At 75.5% G+C, this 14,927-nt stretch carries 13 protein-coding genes and 1 riboswitch; of the genes, 6 read left to right on the plus strand and 7 right to left on the minus strand.

All coding sequences use genetic code 11. The features are described from left to right. Positions 1 to 6 precede the first annotated feature (6 nt). Positions 7 to 162, minus strand: a riboswitch (cyclic di-AMP (ydaO/yuaA leader). Positions 163 to 345: 183 nt separating this feature from the next. Together MN205_RS18735 and MN205_RS18740 are read right to left on the minus strand one after the other, a co-directional pair. Then, a complete protein-coding gene (locus MN205_RS18735) occupies positions 346 to 1,122 on the minus strand; it encodes a lysophospholipid acyltransferase family protein (RefSeq protein WP_242129929.1) in 777 nt (258 codons plus the stop codon). 138 nt (positions 1,123 to 1,260) lie between these two features. Continuing rightward, a complete protein-coding gene (locus tag MN205_RS18740; RefSeq protein WP_242129931.1) occupies positions 1,261 to 3,555 on the minus strand; it encodes an SDR family oxidoreductase in 2,295 nt (764 codons plus the stop codon). Positions 3,556 to 3,724: 169 nt separating this feature from the next. On the opposite strand from MN205_RS18740, the gene MN205_RS18745 reads away from it, so the two are divergent. The 5 genes from MN205_RS18745 to MN205_RS18765 all read left to right on the plus strand — a co-directional run bounded on the left by MN205_RS18745 (position 3,725) and on the right by MN205_RS18765 (position 8,117). Next, entirely contained in the window at positions 3,725 to 4,291 is a 567-nt protein-coding gene (locus MN205_RS18745) for a PAS domain-containing protein (RefSeq protein ID WP_242129933.1), read from the plus strand. 1 nt (position 4,292) lies between these two features. Then, complete coding sequence (locus MN205_RS22130; protein ID WP_242129935.1) at positions 4,293 to 5,261, plus strand: methyl-accepting chemotaxis protein; 969 nt, start codon at positions 4,293 to 4,295, stop codon at positions 5,259 to 5,261. A gap of 139 nt (positions 5,262 to 5,400) precedes the next feature. Beyond that, positions 5,401 to 7,566, plus strand: a complete 2,166-nt coding sequence (locus tag MN205_RS18755) for a carbon starvation CstA family protein (RefSeq protein WP_242129936.1) — start codon at positions 5,401 to 5,403, stop codon at positions 7,564 to 7,566. Then, positions 7,563 to 7,739 (plus strand): CstA-like transporter-associated (seleno)protein, encoded by a 177-nt coding sequence (locus tag MN205_RS18760; protein ID WP_242129937.1) that lies wholly within the window; start codon positions 7,563 to 7,565, stop codon positions 7,737 to 7,739. The genes MN205_RS18755 and MN205_RS18760 overlap by 4 nt, the downstream gene beginning before the upstream one ends. 30 nt (positions 7,740 to 7,769) lie before the next feature. Then, positions 7,770 to 8,117: a metallopeptidase family protein gene (locus MN205_RS18765; protein WP_242129947.1), complete on the plus strand. Its 348-nt coding sequence runs from the start codon at positions 7,770 to 7,772 to the stop codon at positions 8,115 to 8,117. 92 nt (positions 8,118 to 8,209) lie between these two features. Here MN205_RS18765 and MN205_RS18770 read toward each other — a convergent pair whose 3' ends face one another. Then, positions 8,210 to 10,510 carry an EAL domain-containing protein gene (locus tag MN205_RS18770; protein ID WP_242129938.1) on the minus strand — a complete coding sequence of 767 codons (2,301 nt, stop codon included), beginning with the start codon at positions 10,508 to 10,510 and terminating at the stop codon, positions 8,210 to 8,212. A 145-nt stretch (positions 10,511 to 10,655) separates the two neighbouring features. Beyond that, complete coding sequence (locus tag MN205_RS18775; protein WP_242129939.1) at positions 10,656 to 12,542, minus strand: bifunctional diguanylate cyclase/phosphodiesterase; 1,887 nt, start codon at positions 12,540 to 12,542, stop codon at positions 10,656 to 10,658. A 91-nt stretch (positions 12,543 to 12,633) separates the two neighbouring features. On the opposite strand from MN205_RS18775, the gene MN205_RS18780 reads away from it, so the two are divergent. Continuing rightward, positions 12,634 to 12,951, plus strand: a complete 318-nt coding sequence (locus tag MN205_RS18780) for a tetratricopeptide repeat protein (RefSeq protein ID WP_242129940.1) — start codon at positions 12,634 to 12,636, stop codon at positions 12,949 to 12,951. A gap of 40 nt (positions 12,952 to 12,991) precedes the next feature. Here MN205_RS18780 and MN205_RS18785 read toward each other — a convergent pair whose 3' ends face one another. The 3 genes from MN205_RS18785 to MN205_RS18795 form a co-directional block, all read right to left on the minus strand. Then, positions 12,992 to 13,732, minus strand: a complete 741-nt coding sequence (locus tag MN205_RS18785; RefSeq protein WP_255820756.1) for an HAD-IIA family hydrolase — start codon at positions 13,730 to 13,732, stop codon at positions 12,992 to 12,994. A 107-nt stretch (positions 13,733 to 13,839) separates the two neighbouring features. Further along, positions 13,840 to 14,526: a deoxyribose-phosphate aldolase gene (gene deoC / locus MN205_RS18790; protein ID WP_242129942.1), complete on the minus strand. Its 687-nt coding sequence runs from the start codon at positions 14,524 to 14,526 to the stop codon at positions 13,840 to 13,842. A gap of 48 nt (positions 14,527 to 14,574) precedes the next feature. Continuing rightward, a partial coding sequence (locus MN205_RS18795; RefSeq protein ID WP_242129943.1) for a GGDEF domain-containing protein occupies positions 14,575 to 14,927 on the minus strand: 353 nt, incomplete at its 5' end.

A 14,927-nucleotide genomic window follows, 5' to 3' on the forward strand; every position in this document is an offset into this window, starting at 1 on the left:
CCTCCGACGCCTGCGAGGTGAGCTGTCGGGTTCGGGCCGAAGGTCGCTGGCCCGGCCGCCCGCGGGCGGCTTCACCCCGAGGACCCCGGCCGCGCTGAGCGCGGCGGGTGTCCGAGGAACCATGGGTCCCCCGCTCCTGCCCGATGATCACAGGTGCCGGCGCGGAGCGGGCAGGACTCGGCGTGTCCCCGCGACGGGTCCCCGAACGGCTCCGGGAACCAGCAGACCGTAACAAGACCGAAGCCTGACGTACACCTCTCCGTCGCCCACGGCCGGTCCCCGGGGCGCGGCCGTGCTGCGGGGACCCGTGAGCTGTGACGGAGGTCACCGCCCGGCTGGAGCTGCTCAGCTGTTCGCGAGCAGCTTCGCGACGGCCTCCTCGATGCGCGGCGTGAAGTCCCCGGCGCGCTCGCCCGGCCGCCCGCGCAGCGGCTCGCCGAAGGTCACGCTGATGCGCGGGCGCCCCTTCGACGGCCAGTTCTGCCGCGGGGGCATCGCCTCGTACGTGCCGCGCAGCGCCACCGGGACCACCGGCACGCCCGCCTCCAGCGCCAGGTACGCCGCGCCCTTCTTGAAGGGGCGCACCTCGCCCGTGTAGCTGCGCCCGCCCTCGGGGAAGATCACCAGGCTCCAGCCGTCGGCCAGCAGCTGCGAGGACGCGTTCGCGCCCCGGCCGCCGCGCCGCTCCAGCGGGAAGGTGCCGATCACCAGGCCCGACGGCGCCGAGCGCCACCACACGTCGAAGAAGTAGTCCGCCGCCGCGGCCACCGCCACGCGCCTGCGCCGCCGTGGGCCCAGGGCGTCCAGCAGCACCGGGGTGTCCAGGTGCGAGGAGTGGTTGGCCACGATCACCGCCGGGCCGCCGATGCCGTCCAGCAGTTCCACGCCCCGCACGTCGATGCGCAGCTCCGCCCGCATCAGCGGCGTCAGCAGGACGCGCTGCAGACCGGCGCGCACGGCCGACGCCGGCCGCGAGCGCACCCAGTCGTTGCGGTGCACCTTGCGCGAGCCGCCCGGCCCGTCCGGTGCGCCGGTGCCACCGCCGGCGGCGCGGCGCCCCCGCGCCAGCGGGAAGGCCCGCACCAGGCGGCGGGGGCCGTCCTCACCCATCAGCATCGTCATGCGGGGACCTCCTCGCGCACGGCTCCGGGCGCGTTCGGCGTTCGTGACGGGCGCACCCGAGCATCCTCCCACGGCGCGCCCGCCGCGCCCGCGGACGGCGCCGGGCGCGACGGGACCGGGCGCACGGGACCGCGGCGCTCAGGCGGTGCCGGCCAGCACCTGCTGCGGCACCCGCAGCCGCCGCGCCGGCGACGACGCCGCCCAGTCCGCCACCGGCCACCGGGAGGCGCGCGCCACCCGGAACAGCGACACGTCCGGCGAGACGGCCGTGGGGTTGCCCACGGCCTTCAGCAGCGGCACGTCCGGGTGGGAGTCGGCGTAGGCGTAGCTCGCGGACAGGTCCGCGCCGACGACCTCCGCGTACCGGCGCAGCCACGCCGCGCGCGACTCCCCGACCAGCGGCGGGGAGGTGAGGAACCCGGTGGCCCGCCGGCGCCCGTCCGGCCCGGTCTCCTCCTCCAGGTCCGTGCACACCACCTCGTCGAACAGCCCCGCCAGCGGGCGGGTCACCACGCGCGCGTCACCCGTCATGAGGATCGTGCGGTGCCCGGCGTCGCGGTGCGCCTGGATGCGGCGCAGCGCGTCGGAGGAGACCTGCTCCAGGAACCGGGGGGCGAACACGTCGTCCACGTGCGCCTCCAGCGCACCCAGGTCCACCCCGGCGTAGCCGCGGAACAGCGAGCGCAGGAAGCTGCCGCGGTCGCGGCGCTCGGCGGCGATCCAGCCCGGCAGGTGCCGCACCACGCGCGCGAACTCCGCCACCCGCGCCGACGCGTCCAGCTGCGACAGGCGCAGCGTCAGGTACGTGTCCACCACCGTGCCGGGCAGCAGGGTGCCCGCCAGGTCGAAGACCGCCAGCACCGGTGCCGCGCCCTCCGCGACCGGCTTCAGCTCCCGCGGGCCTCCGGTGGCCTCGGCGGCCTTGCGGCGCCGGCGGATCTCCTCGTACTTGCGCATCTGCCCGGTCACGCTGGGGCAGTGCGTGTCGCGCCAGTACGCCTGCCAGTCCACCACCGCGGTGTCGAAGCCCCACAGCTCGACGTCCTCCGGGTCCAGGGACCGGTGCAGCGCGAGCGTGTTGTCGTCCACGAAGCGCAGCTCCGCCTCGGTGTACGCCTTGTAGAGGTCCATGTACCGGCGGGCGAACTCCACCTGGCGGCGGGCGGCGTCCAGCTTCCGGGAGGCGCGGCGCACCCGCTCCGAGCGCGGGGCGAGCATCAGGGCGCGGTTGCCCACGCCGGTGAGCACCTCGCCGACGCGCACCTTGCGCTCCACCGCGTTCTGCCCCGGGAAGTCCCACGTCGGCATGACCTCGGGGGAGGAGTCGAACGGGTGCTCCACGAAGTAGTCGCGCACGTGCTCGTACAGCCCGCGGAACGTGATCGGGTTCCGGTTGCCGGAGGAGACGTGGTAGTACGCCGGCTGCGACAGCGGCGGCGGGGTCGCGGCGGCCTTGAGGATCGCGTTGACGACGTGGTCGATCGGCACGACGTCCAGCACCGAGTCCGGGGCGGCGGGGAACTCCGTCAGCTCGCCCTTGCCGTACGCCAGGATGATCGGCTCGGCCATCTTGAAGCCCTCGATCCAGCCCGGGTGCGGGTGGACCAGCGCCGACTCCACGATGCTCGGCCGCAGGATCGTCGTCGGCACCACCGGCGCCGCGACCTCCTCCACGAACCGCTCGCCCATCGCCTTGGTGAAGGTGTAGCAGTCCGTCCAGCCCAGGGTGCGGGCCCGCTCCTTGCCGGCGGCCTTCTGCTGCTCGGTCACCCACTCCACGCGGCGGCGCTCGGCGTCGGCGGCCACCGTCAGCGGCCCGGCGCGGCCGTGGTCGCGCTCCGCGGCGCGCAGGAAGGTGCGCAGCCGCGCGTCCAGGCGGGAGTCCTCCTCGATGCGCGCGGCCAGCCGCAGACCCGCCTCCAGCTCGGTGCGCCAGTCCACCTCGTGGTCCACGGCCCGCTCCGGCACCGCGCCGCGGCGCCGGCCGCCCACGTAGGCGGTGGACACGTGCACGTAGTGGGTGGGCGCCTCGGGCCGGGAGGCGGCCAGCACGCGCTCCACCAGCGACCTCGTGCCCAGCACGTTGGTGGTGAAGGCGTCCTGGATCAGCGGGTCGAAGGAGACGTCACCGGCGCAGTGCACCACCACGTCCAGGTCGCCGGGCAGCTCCGGCACCTGCGACAGGTCGCCCTCCAGGACGCCCACGCGCGTCTTCAGCAGGTCGTCGGGGTCGCCCGCCGCGGAGAAGATCCGCTTCTTCAGCAGCGAGCGCATCCGGTCCTCGCCGCTCTGGCCCGGCTTGGGGCGCACGAGCGCGACGACCGAGGCGCCGGGCACGTCGACGAGGATCCGCTGCAGCAGCGCCTCGCCGATGAAGCCGGTCACGCCGGTCAGGAGGAGGCGCTTGCCGTCGAGCTGGTCAGCCAATCGCACCGGGCGATCCTGCCACGACCCGGCGGTGCCCCCGGACGCGCGGCACCCGCCCGGCGTCGGTGGGCGCCCCCTCGGAAGAGGGGCGCACCCGGTGCTCAAGTCACGGAGGGTCGCACCGATACGTGGGAGGAGCAGCCGAACGGACGAGCTGCCGCAGCAGGGAGTGAGCATGGGGAGCGCCACCACCGCGCCGGGACCGCGCCGGGTCGCGGTGCGGCCCACGGGCCGGGAACGCACGTTCGGGGCGGACGAGCTCATCGTCTCCAAGACCGACACCCGCGGGGTCATCACCTACGCCAACGACGTCTTCTGCCGCGTCGGCGCCTACGAGCTGCACGAGGTGGTCGGGCAGCCGCACAACCTCATCCGCCACCCCGCCATGCCGCGCGCCGTCTTCAAGCTGCTGTGGGACACCGTCTCCTCCGGCCGGGAGCTGTTCGCCTACGTCAACAACCTGGCCGCCGACGGCGCGAACTACTGGGTGCTGGCGCACGTCACCCCCTCCTTCGGGCCCGGCGGGAAGATCGTCGGCTACCACTCCAACCGCCGCCGCCCCGCACGCGCGGGCGTGGAGGCGGTCCAGCCGCTGTACCGCGAGCTGCTGGCCGAGGAGTCCCGCGCGGGCTCCGGCCGCGCCGCCGCGGAGGCCGGGGCCGCCCTGCTGGGCCGGCACCTGGCCGAGCGCGGCGTCGACTACGACGAGTTCATCTGGTCCCTGATCCCCGAGGAGTCCTGACGTGCCGAGCGCCGCGAGGTCCCTCTTCGGCCGCCCCGCCCCCGCGGGGCAGGGGGAGCTGGAGCTGCACCGGGCCTTCACCGCCCACGTCGCCGAGGTGTGCGAGGCGATCGCGGCCGGCGACTTCGAGCGTCGCGTCGGCGGCGTCCCCGGCGTCGAGGCCGTCCCCGAGCTGCTCGCCGCGCAGCACAGCGTCAACCGCGCCATCGACGCCTCCGACGCGTTCGTGCGCGAGGCGGGCGCCGCCCTGACGGCGGCTGCCGGCGGCCGGCACCACCGCCGCTACCTGCTGGCCGGCCTGCGGGGCGGCTTCCGCCAGGTCGCCGGGCGCATCGACGAGGCCCGCGGCCGCATGAAGGACGCCGCCGACAGCGTCACGGCGACCCACGAGAACCGCCTGGTCCTGGCCGACACGTTCGAGGCCGACGTCCTCGGCGTCGCCGAGCAGGTGGCGACCGCGTCCACCGAGCTGAGCGCCTCGGCGCAGGGCCTGTCCTCGGCAGCCTCGGCCGCCAGCGCGGAGGCCGACCAGGCGTCGGTGACGATGCAGGCGCTCACCCGGGCGTCGGAGGAGATCCAGCAGGTCGTCTCCGTCATCAACAGCATCGCCGGGCAGACCCGGCTGCTGGCCCTGAACGCGACCATCGAGTCCGCCCGCGCCGGCGAGGCGGGCCGCGGCTTCGCCGTGGTCGCCGCGGAGGTCAAGGAGCTCGCCGACCAGACCGGCCGCGCGACCGAGGAGGTCTCCGCGCAGGTCGCCAGCATCCGCGCCCAGGCGCAGGGCGCGGTGCAGGCCATCACCGGCATCAGCGCCACCGTCGCGGAGATGAACGGCCTCGTGGACGGCGTGCGCGCGGCCGTGGACGGCGGCGGCAGCTGGGGCGGGGCGCAGGACGTCACGGGCCTGTCCCGCCTGGCCGAGGAGCTGCGCGTCAAGATCGACGCCTTCCTCACCGCCCTGCGCGCCTGACCCCCTTCACCCTCGATCACCGCGGGATCGGGGGTGAGCGGGTGGGGGAGGGGAGCGGTGGGCGCGGCGAGGTGACACGGGGCTCACCCGCGGTGATGATCGGGCGGCAACCACCCGGACGTCCCGCGAGGAGGCGGTCGTGTCCACCGCTGTGCCCACCCCGAACGACAGCGGCACCCGCCGCCGGCCCACCGCCCGCTCGGTCGCCGTCTGGAGCTTCGTCGCCCTCGTCGGCGCGGTCGCCTGGACGGTCCTGGCGCTGGCGCGCGGGGAGTCCGTCAACGCGCTGTGGATCCTGTTCGCCGCGCTCGCCTCCTACGCGATCGCGTACCGCTTCTACGCGCGGTTCATCACCTACCGCGTCCTGCGCGCCGACGACTCGCGCGCCACGCCCGCCGAGCGCCTGCACAACGGCGTCGACTACGAGGTCACCGACCGGCGGGTGCTGTTCGGGCACCACTTCGCCGCCATCGCCGGTGCCGGGCCCCTGGTCGGGCCGGTGCTCGCCGCGCAGATGGGGTACCTGCCCGGGACGATCTGGATCGTCGTGGGCGTCATCTTCGCCGGTGCCGTGCAGGACCTGACGGTGCTGTTCTTCTCGATGCGCCGCGACGGCAAGAGCCTGGGGCAGATGGTGCGCGAGGAGATCGGCCCCGTCGGTGGCGCGGCCGCGCTCGTGGCCGTGTTCGCCATCATGATCATCATCCTGGCGGTGCTGGCGCTCATCGTCGTCAACGCCCTGGCAGAGTCCCCGTGGGGCGTGTTCTCCATCGCCCTGACGATCCCCATCGCCCTGTTCATGGGCGTGTACCTGCGCTACCTGCGGCCCGGACGGGTGCTGGAGGCCACCGGCATCGGCGTGGTGCTGCTGCTGGCCGCCATCGTCGGCGGCGGCTACGTCGAGCAGCTGGGGATCTCCGACAGCCTGACGCTGTCGAAGGAGACGCTCGTGCTGGCGCTCGTGGTGTACGGGTTCGTCGCCTCGGTGCTGCCGGTGTGGCTGCTGCTGACCCCGCGCGACTACCTGTCGACGTTCATGAAGGTCGGCGTCATCGTGCTGCTGGCCGTCAGCCTGCTCATCGCCCGCCCCGTCCTGGCCAACGACGCGGTGACCACCTTCGCCCGCGAGGGGAACGGGCCGGTGTTCGCCGGCTCGCTGTTCCCGTTCGTGTTCATCACCATCGCCTGCGGCGCCCTGTCCGGTTTCCACGCGCTCATCGCCTCCGGCACGACGCCGAAGATGATCGCCAAGGAGCGCCAGGTCCGCCTCATCGGCTACGGCGGCATGCTCATGGAGAGCTTCGTCGCCATCAGCGCCCTCATCGCCGCCTCCGTCATCGACCAGGGCGTCTACTTCGCGATGAACTCCCCGGCGGGCGCGACCGGTGGCACCGCCGAGTCCGCCTCGCAGTTCCTCGCCGGCATCGGCATCACCACCCCGCCGGAGACGCTGACCGCGACCGCGCAGGCGGTGGAGGAGGACATCGTCTCGCGCACCGGCGGGGCGCCGACCCTCGCGCTGGGCATCTCGCAGATCTTCCAGTCCGCGTTCGGCGGCGGGCTGCAGGCGTTCTGGTACCACTTCGCGATCATGTTCGAGGCGCTGTTCATCCTCACCGCCGTCGACGCCGGCACCCGCGTGGGCCGGTTCATGCTGCAGGACACGATCGGCAACGTGTGGAAGCGGTTCGGCGACCTGTCGTGGCGGCCGGGCAACCTCATCGCCAGCGCCGTCGTCGTCGGCGCCTGGGGGTACTTCCTCTACGCGGGGGTCACCGACCCCCTGGGCGGCATCAACCAGCTGTTCCCGCTGTTCGGCATCGCCAACCAGCTGCTCGCCGCGATCGCGCTGACGCTGGTGACGACGCTGCTCGTCAAGCACGGCCGCGTCCGCTACGCGTGGGTGGCGGCGGTGCCGCTCGCCTGGGACCTGGTGGTGACGATGACGGCGAGCTGGCAGAAGGTGTTCTCGGACAACCCGGCCATCGGCTACTTCGCCCAGGCCGACGCCTACCGCGCGGCCCTCGACGCCGGACGGCTCCTCGGCGCCGCCCAGGACGCCGGGCAGATGCAGCAGGTCGTCACGAACTCCACCGTCAACGGCGTCCTGCAGGCGGTGTTCGCGCTGCTGGTGATCGTCGTGGCCGTCAACGCCGCCGTCGTCGTGGCCCGAGCCCTGCGCGCCGGTTCCCTGCCCACCACCGAGGTGCCGGCGGTGCCGTCCCGGCTGCGCGAGCCCGCGGGGCTGTTCCCGACCGCGGAGGAGCAGCGGGAGGCCGCCGGCCGCGAGGAGGTCCTGCGGTGAGGCGCCTGGTGCAGGAGCTGCGCTGGTACCTGCGGGAGGTGGACGGCCGTTCCCGCTGGGAGCGGTACCTCGCCGAGTGCGCCGCCCACGGGCACCCGCCGCTGACGCGGCGGGAGTTCGAGCGGCGCCGCGCCGACGCCCGCGCCGGCGCGGTCTCCTCCCGCTGCTGCTGAGGGCGCTGGGAGACTGCCGGCGTGGTCGACATGGGGCACGAGGAGTTCGAGGACGCCGTGGCCGACGCCCTCGACGGGATCCCCGCCGAGCTGGCGCGGGCGATGGACAACGTCGTCGTCCTCGTCGAGGACGACCCGCCGGAGGGGTTCGGGTCCGACCTGCTGGGCCTGTACGAGGGCACCCCGCTCACCGAGCGCGGCACCTGGTGGGCGGCCGGTGCGCTGCCGGACCGCATCACGGTGTTCCGCCGCCCGACGCTGGCGGTCTGCCGGGACCGGGAGCACGTCGTGGAGGAGGTGCGGGTGACCGTCGTGCACGAGGTCGCCCACCACTTCGGCATCGACGACGCGCGCCTGCACGAGCTCGGCTGGGCCTGACCGCCTGCTCCACCCCCCCGCCCCACCCTCGGTGATCTTGCGCGGTCGAGTGCGCAAGCGTGCAAGATCATCGAGGTGTCCGGGGCTCGGGGTCAGCCGGGGGTGCCGGCCGTGGCGTCGGCCGTGGCGTCGGCGAGGGACGTCAAGCGGGCGCCGGCCGCGCGAGCCAGCCCGCGCAGCACGTCGCGCTGCGAGCTCGTCAGGGTGCGCGGGCGCCGGTCCAGCACGCAGACCGTGCCCAGCACCCGGCCCGCGGCGTCGGTGACGGGCGCCCCGGCGTAGAAGCGCACCGGGTCCCCGCCGACCACGTACCCCAGGTCGCGGAAGCGGGCGTCCACCGACACGTCGGGGACCTCGACGACGTCGCCGCCGACGGCGTGGTGGCACACGCCCTGCTCGCGCGGCAGCCGGTGCGGGCCGACCCCCACGGCGGCCGGCACGTGCTGGTCCTCGTGGCCGACGAGCGTGACCATGGCCACGGGGGTGCCGGTGGCGCGCGCGGCGACCGCGGTGAGCTCCTGCAGCACCGGGTCGCCGGTGCCGGCGGCGAGCGCGTGGCGCTCCGCGGAGCGGGCCCGCACGACCTCCACCTCCGGGGCGGCCGGTGCGTGCGCGGCCGGGGCGGGCGCGAAGTCCAGCGCCGCGACCTCATCGGCCGGCACCGGGCGGCTGAAGTGGTAGCCCTGCAGCAGGTCGTAGCCGAGCTCGGTGAGCAGCCGCCGCGTCGCCTCGTCCTCCACGCCCTCGCCGACGACCTCCAGGTCCAGGTGGTGCGCCAGCTCCAGCACGGCCCGCACGATGGCCTCGTCGCCGCCGCCGCGCAGGGCGCCGGCCACGAAGCGGCGGTCCACCTTCAGCTCGTCGAGGGGCAGGTCCTGCAGCATCGCCAGGCTGGTGTAGCCGGTGCCGAAGTCGTCCAGGGCGATGCGCACGCCCAGCGCCCGCAGCTCCGCCAGCGCCGCGGCGGCGCGGCGCGGCTGGGTGGTGACGGCGGACTCGGTGACCTCCAGCACGAGCAGGTCCGCGGGCACGCCGCTGCGCCGCAGGTGGGTGAGCACCTGCCCCACGAGGCCGTCGTGGGCGACGAGCCGGGCGGAGAGGTTCACCGACACCCGCAGCGGCCTGCCGGAGCGCCACCAGGCGGCGGCCTGGTCCAGGGCCTCGCCCAGCACCCAGTCCGTCAGGGCGACGATCACCGAGGTCCGCTCGGCCTCCGGCAGGAACGCCCCCGGCGGCAGCAGCCCGCGGGTGGGGTGCTGCCAGCGCACCAGCGCCTCCACGCCCCGCACCCGGCGGCTGTGCGCCTCGACCAGCGGCTGGTAGTGCAGCCGCAGCTGCCCCTCGGCCACCGCCGTGCGCAGCTGCGCGTGCAGCTGGACGCCGTCCGCGGTGCGCTCGTCCATCGCCGGCTCCCACGTCAGCGCGGGCCGGTCGGCGCGGCGGGCCGCGTGCAGGGCGGTGTCGGCGCGCTGCATCAGGGTGCCCAGGTCCGTGCCGTGCACGGGGGCGAGGACCACGCCGACGGTGACGTCCACGTCCACCCGGACCCCGGCCACCTCGAAGGGGCCGGTGTCGTGCGCGGCGACGGCGTCGGCGAGCCGGTCGGTCAGCTCCGCGACCGAGCAGCCGCGCAGGGGCTGCGGCAGCCGGGGCAGCCACAGCGCGAAGTCGTCGCCCCCCAGCCGCGCGACGTGCCCGTGCCGCCCCGTCGCGCGCCGGTACGCGTGGGCCACCTGCCGCAGCAGGTCGTCGCCGCCCTCGCGGCCCAGGGCCTGGTTCAGCTCGCCGAAGCGGTCCAGGTCCAGCAGCAGCAGCGCACCGGGGGAGCCCTCGTCGACCCCGGCGAGGTCGCGGGTCGCGACCTGCGTCAGGCCGGCCTCGTTGAGCAGCCCGGTGAGGGCGTCGGTGGTCGCCGCCTCGCGGGCGCGGCGGGTCAGGGCGGCGACGACGGCCCCCGTGGAGGCGGCCGTGGTGGCGAGCAGGACGGTCTGCAGCAGCGCCGAGGCCACCGGTCCCACGGACGCCAGCGCCGCGCCGGACGCGGCCAGCGCCGCCGCGGCGTGCAGCACGGCCCGCACGGGCGGCAGGAACAGCGCCGCGTACACCACGACCCACCCGGCGAAGACGGCGACGGCGGTGCTGGCCGGGCCGCCGCCGACGGCGCGCACCGACAGCGCGACGATCACGGTCCCGCCCAGGACGAGCAGCCGCTCGGGCAGCACCGGCAGGCGCCGCGCGCGGCCGAGGACCGCGGACACCGCCGTGGCGAGCACGCCCAGCGCTGCGGTCGTGGGCCGGTCCACGGCCGCCCACACGGGCCAGGCGGCCACGAGCAGCAGCAGGGCTCCGCCCGAGCCGTAGAACACGGCGAGCGCCACCCGGTTGCTGGTCAACGGCGGGGTCCCCTCGATCGGCGTCGGCGCCCGCGCGCACCGGTGCGCGCGGCGGCTCCTCCACTGCTCGAAGGGTGCGCGGGGTGCATCGGCGCGCAGCCGGTGCCGCTTGAGGGGGTGGACCCCGTGCGGCGCACCGGCGGGGTCAGCGCACGGTGGCCGGGTTCGCGGTGGCCGGGTTCGCGGTGGCCGGCAGCCGCACCTGCCCGGCGCTGACCGGCCGGGCGTACAGGTACCCCTGCGCCAGCCCGCAGTTCAGCGCGCGCAGCGCGCCGGCCTGCTGCTCGGTCTCCACGCCCTCGGCGATGACGTCCAGGCCGAGGCTGCGGGCGAGCTCCACGATGCTCGCCACCAGCGTGGTCGCGGAGCCGCCGCCGCTGAGGTCGCCGACGAAGGAGCGGTCGATCTTGACGATGTCCACGGGCAGCCGCCGCAGGTAGGACAGGCTGGAGTAGCCGGTGCCGAAGTCGTCGATGGCGATGCGAGCCCCCAGCTCGCGCAGCCTCTCCAGCCGTGCCGCGGTGCCGATGAAGTCGCCCACCAGCAGGCTCTCGGTGATCTCCAGGGTGAGCTGGCGCGCCGGCAGGCCGGAGTCGCGCAGGGCACCGGCGACCACGTCGACGACCTCGTCGCCGGCCAGCTGCACCGCGGACAGGTTCACGCCGATCGTCACCGGGCGCCCCTGCTCGCGCGACCACCGCGCGGCCTGCAGCACGGCGGTGCGCAGCACCCACGTGCCGATCGCGACGATGTGCCCGCTGCTCTCGGCCAGCGGCACGAACTCCAGGGGCGGGACGAGCCCGCGCCGGGGGTGGCGCCAGCGCAGCAGGGCCTCGAACCCCTCCGTGGCGCCGCCGTCGAGCTCCACCGTGGCCTGGTAGTGCACCTCCAGCTCGCCGCGCTCGACCACGCCGGCGAGGTCCTCCAGCAGCAGGGCGCGGTCGGTGGCCGCCTGCCCCATCGCCTCGGCGTAGGTGACGGCGCGGTCCCCGCCGGCGGCCTTGGCCTGCTGCACGGCCAGCTCGGCGTTGCGCAGGAGCTGCTCACCGCCCCCCGCGGCGCCCTGCGCCGCGTCGAGGGTGGCGCTGTCGGCGACGCCGCCGCTGGCCTGCACGGTGAGCTCCTGCCCGTCCACGGCCAGCGGCTCGCGCACGAGGGCCAGGAACCGCGCGGCGGCGCGGGTGGCGTTCTCGCCGCCGGCGCCGTCCAGCACGACGGCGAACTCGTCGCCGTCCAGGCGGCCCACCCGGTCGCCGGCCCGCGCGCCGCCGCGCAGCCGCTGGGCGACGGCGCGCAGCACCTCGTCGCCGACGGCGCTGCCGCGCAGGTCGTTGACGGCCTTGAAGCCGTCCAGGTCCAGCAGCACCACGGCGGTCCCGCGACCGTCGGCGAGGGAACGCTCGAGGACCTCGCCGAGCTGGGTGCGGTTGGCGACGCCGGTGAGGGTGTCGTGCAGGCTCTGCTGCTCGTTGAGGCGCCAGGAGGCCAGGTGGGCGCAGCTGGCGGCGAGGATGAACCCGGCGTGCAGGGCCGTCCAGCCCCACGGGTTCGACATCCCGTCGTGGTGGTCGTACACGCTGTGCGGCAGGAAGGTGCCCAGGACGCCGTGGTGCAGCACCACGATGCCCAGGCCGACGCCGAACGGCACCCAGTCCTGGTAGAGCGCCGCGACGCCGACCATGACGAAGAAGTGGAAGTGCGACTCGATCAGGCCGCCGGTGAGGTCCACCAGCACCGCGGAGGCCGCGAACAGGCTGGTGGTGGCCGCGGCGGAGCTGGCCGCGCGCCCCCACCGCCGCGGCAGCGCGGCGGCCAGGGGGGCCAGCACGAGGACCACCAGGGGCAGCACGTGCGGCAGGGGGTGACCCAGCAGCAGCCCCAGCGGCAGCAGCACCAGCGCCTGCGCCGCGGCGAGGACGAGGACGGCGCGGTGCCGGCTCCGCCACACCTCGTCGGGCAGGCGCCGCCCCTCGGGCAGCAGCGCACCCACCACTGTCCGCAGCGGTCGCCGCGCGGTCGCCGTCCCCGTCACGGTCCCGTGCATCGGCCGCCGGGCGCCCGCCCCTGAGGGGGCGTACCCCGTCCGGCGGAATCGCCCGGCCGCGCGCGCCGTTGTGGAGCGGGTGATCGTCGACCTCCTGAGCTTCGAACTGGCCCGCACGGCGTTCGACGAGCGCCGCTTCACCGACGCGGTCGCCGCGCTGGAACCGTTGCTGGAGCGCAACCCCGAAGACCGCGCCCTGCGTGAGCTCCTGGCACGTTCCTACTTCGGCGCGGCGATGCTCGGCAAGGCGGAGGAGCAGGCCCGCGACCTGGTGCGCCGCGCCCCCGCCGACGGGTACGCGCACCTGCTGCTGGCGCGCAGCCTGGAGCGCCAGAGCCGCACCGCCGAGGCGCGCGGGCACCGGGTGATGGCCCACGTCCTCGGCGCCGACGGCTGATCCGGCGGTCGACCCGGCGGTCCCCGCACCGCCCGGGTCCTCAGACCAGGGGCACCAGGTCGCCCACGGAGTCCACGACCCGGTGCGGGCGGAACGGGTAGCGCTCCACCTGCTCGGCGCGCGTGGAGCCCGTCAGCACCAGGAAGGTGCGCAGGCCCGCCTCGATGCCGGCGACGACGTCGGTGTCCATGCGGTCGCCGACCATCGCCGTCGTCTCCGAGTGCGCGGCGATCCGGTTCATCGCGGAGCGGAACATCATCGGGTTCGGCTTGCCGACGAAGTAGGGCTCGGCGCGGGTGGCCCGCGTGATGAGCGCGGCCACCGAGCCCGTCGCCGGCAGCGGCCCCTCCGCGGAGGGACCGGTGGCGTCGGGGTTGGTGGCGATGAACCGCGCCCCGCCCTCGATGAGCCGGATCGCCCGCGTGATCGCCTCGAAGGAGTACGTGCGCGTCTCGCCGAGCACCACGTAGTCCGGGGAGGTGTCGGTGAGGATGAACCCCGCCTCGTGCAGGGCCGTGGTCAGGCCGGACTCGCCGATGACGTACGCGGAGCCGCGCGGCATCTGCCGGGCCAGGAAGTCCGCGGTGGCCATCGCCGAGGTCCAGATGGCCTCCTCGGGCACGGTGATGCCGCTGCGCGCCAGCCGGGCCGCCAGGTCGCGCGGGGTGAAGATCGAGTTGTTCGTCAGCACCAGGAACCGCCGGCCGGTGTCGGTCAGGCGCTGCAGGAACTCCGCAGCACCGGGCAGGGCGCGCTCCTCGTGGACGAGCACCCCGTCCATGTCGGTCAGCCAGCACTCGATGCCGTCGTCACCGCCGTTCCCGCCGGCGGCCACGTCCTCGTCCACGTCGTCGCTCACGCCGATCCTCCTCCGCGTCCCGCGCCGGGTCAGTCGTCCAGGCCGGCCAGCACGGCCGCCGTCCCCGACAGTCCCAGCCGCGTGGCGCCCGCGTCGAGCATCGCCAGCGCGCTCGCCGTGTCGCGGATGCCGCCGCTGGCCTTCACGCCCAGGCGCCCGCCGACGGTTGCGGCCATGACCTCCACGGCGTGCGCGGTGGCGCCGCCGGTGGCGTGGAAGCCGGTGGAGGTCTTCACGAAGTCGGCGCCGGCGGCCTCCGCGGCGCGGCACACCTCGACGAGGACGTCGTCGGGCAGCGCGGCGGACTCCACGATGACCTTCAGCACGCCGGGGGCGGGCACGGCCGCCCGCACGGCGGCGACGTCGGCGCGCACCGCGTCGAACTCCCCGGCGAGCGCGGCGCCCACGTCGATGACCACGTCGACCTCGTGGGCGCCGTCGCGCACGGCGGCCTCCGCCTCGGCGGCCTTGACCGAGCTGAGGTGCTTGCCGGAGGGGAAGCCGCACACGGTGGCGACGACGAGGCCCTCGACGGCCTCGCCGCGGGCGACGCTGAGCATCGAGGGGGAGACGCAGATCGCGAGGACCCCCAGTTCGCGGGCGTCGGCGCACAGCGCGAGGACGTCGGCGGCGGTGGCCTCGGGCTTGAGGAGCGTGTGGTCGACGAGGCGGGCGACGTCGTGCCGGGTACGGCCGGCGGGGGTGCTGGTGGTCACGGTGGCGAGTCTGCCACCGGCGGGTGCCGTGCCGCCGCCCGCGCCGGGTCAGCGGGCGGCGGCCTCGGTGCCGGTGCTGCGCGAGCACAGCTCGGGCGCGACGGCGAGGCGGTCGCGCCCGCTCGTCTTGGCGGCGTACAGGGCCTCGTCGGCGCGGGCGAGCGCCGCTGCCGGTCCCTCGGTGCCGTCCCAGCGGGCCACGCCGACGGAGCAGGTCTGCCCGTGCGGGACGACCGCGCGCAGGGCGTCCACGCGCCGCAGGGCGTCCTCCTCGTCGGTCGAGGCGAGCAGGACGGCGAACTCCTCCCCGCCCCAGCGGGCGAGGAACCCCCTCCCGGCCAGGGAGTCGCTCCAGGCGGCGGTGGCGGCCTTGAGCAGCTCGTCGCCGGCCTGGTGCCCGC

It is taken from the genome of Kineococcus sp. TRM81007 (assembly GCF_022669155.1).
In the GTDB taxonomy this organism is placed as follows: domain Bacteria; phylum Actinomycetota; class Actinomycetes; order Actinomycetales; family Kineococcaceae; genus Kineococcus.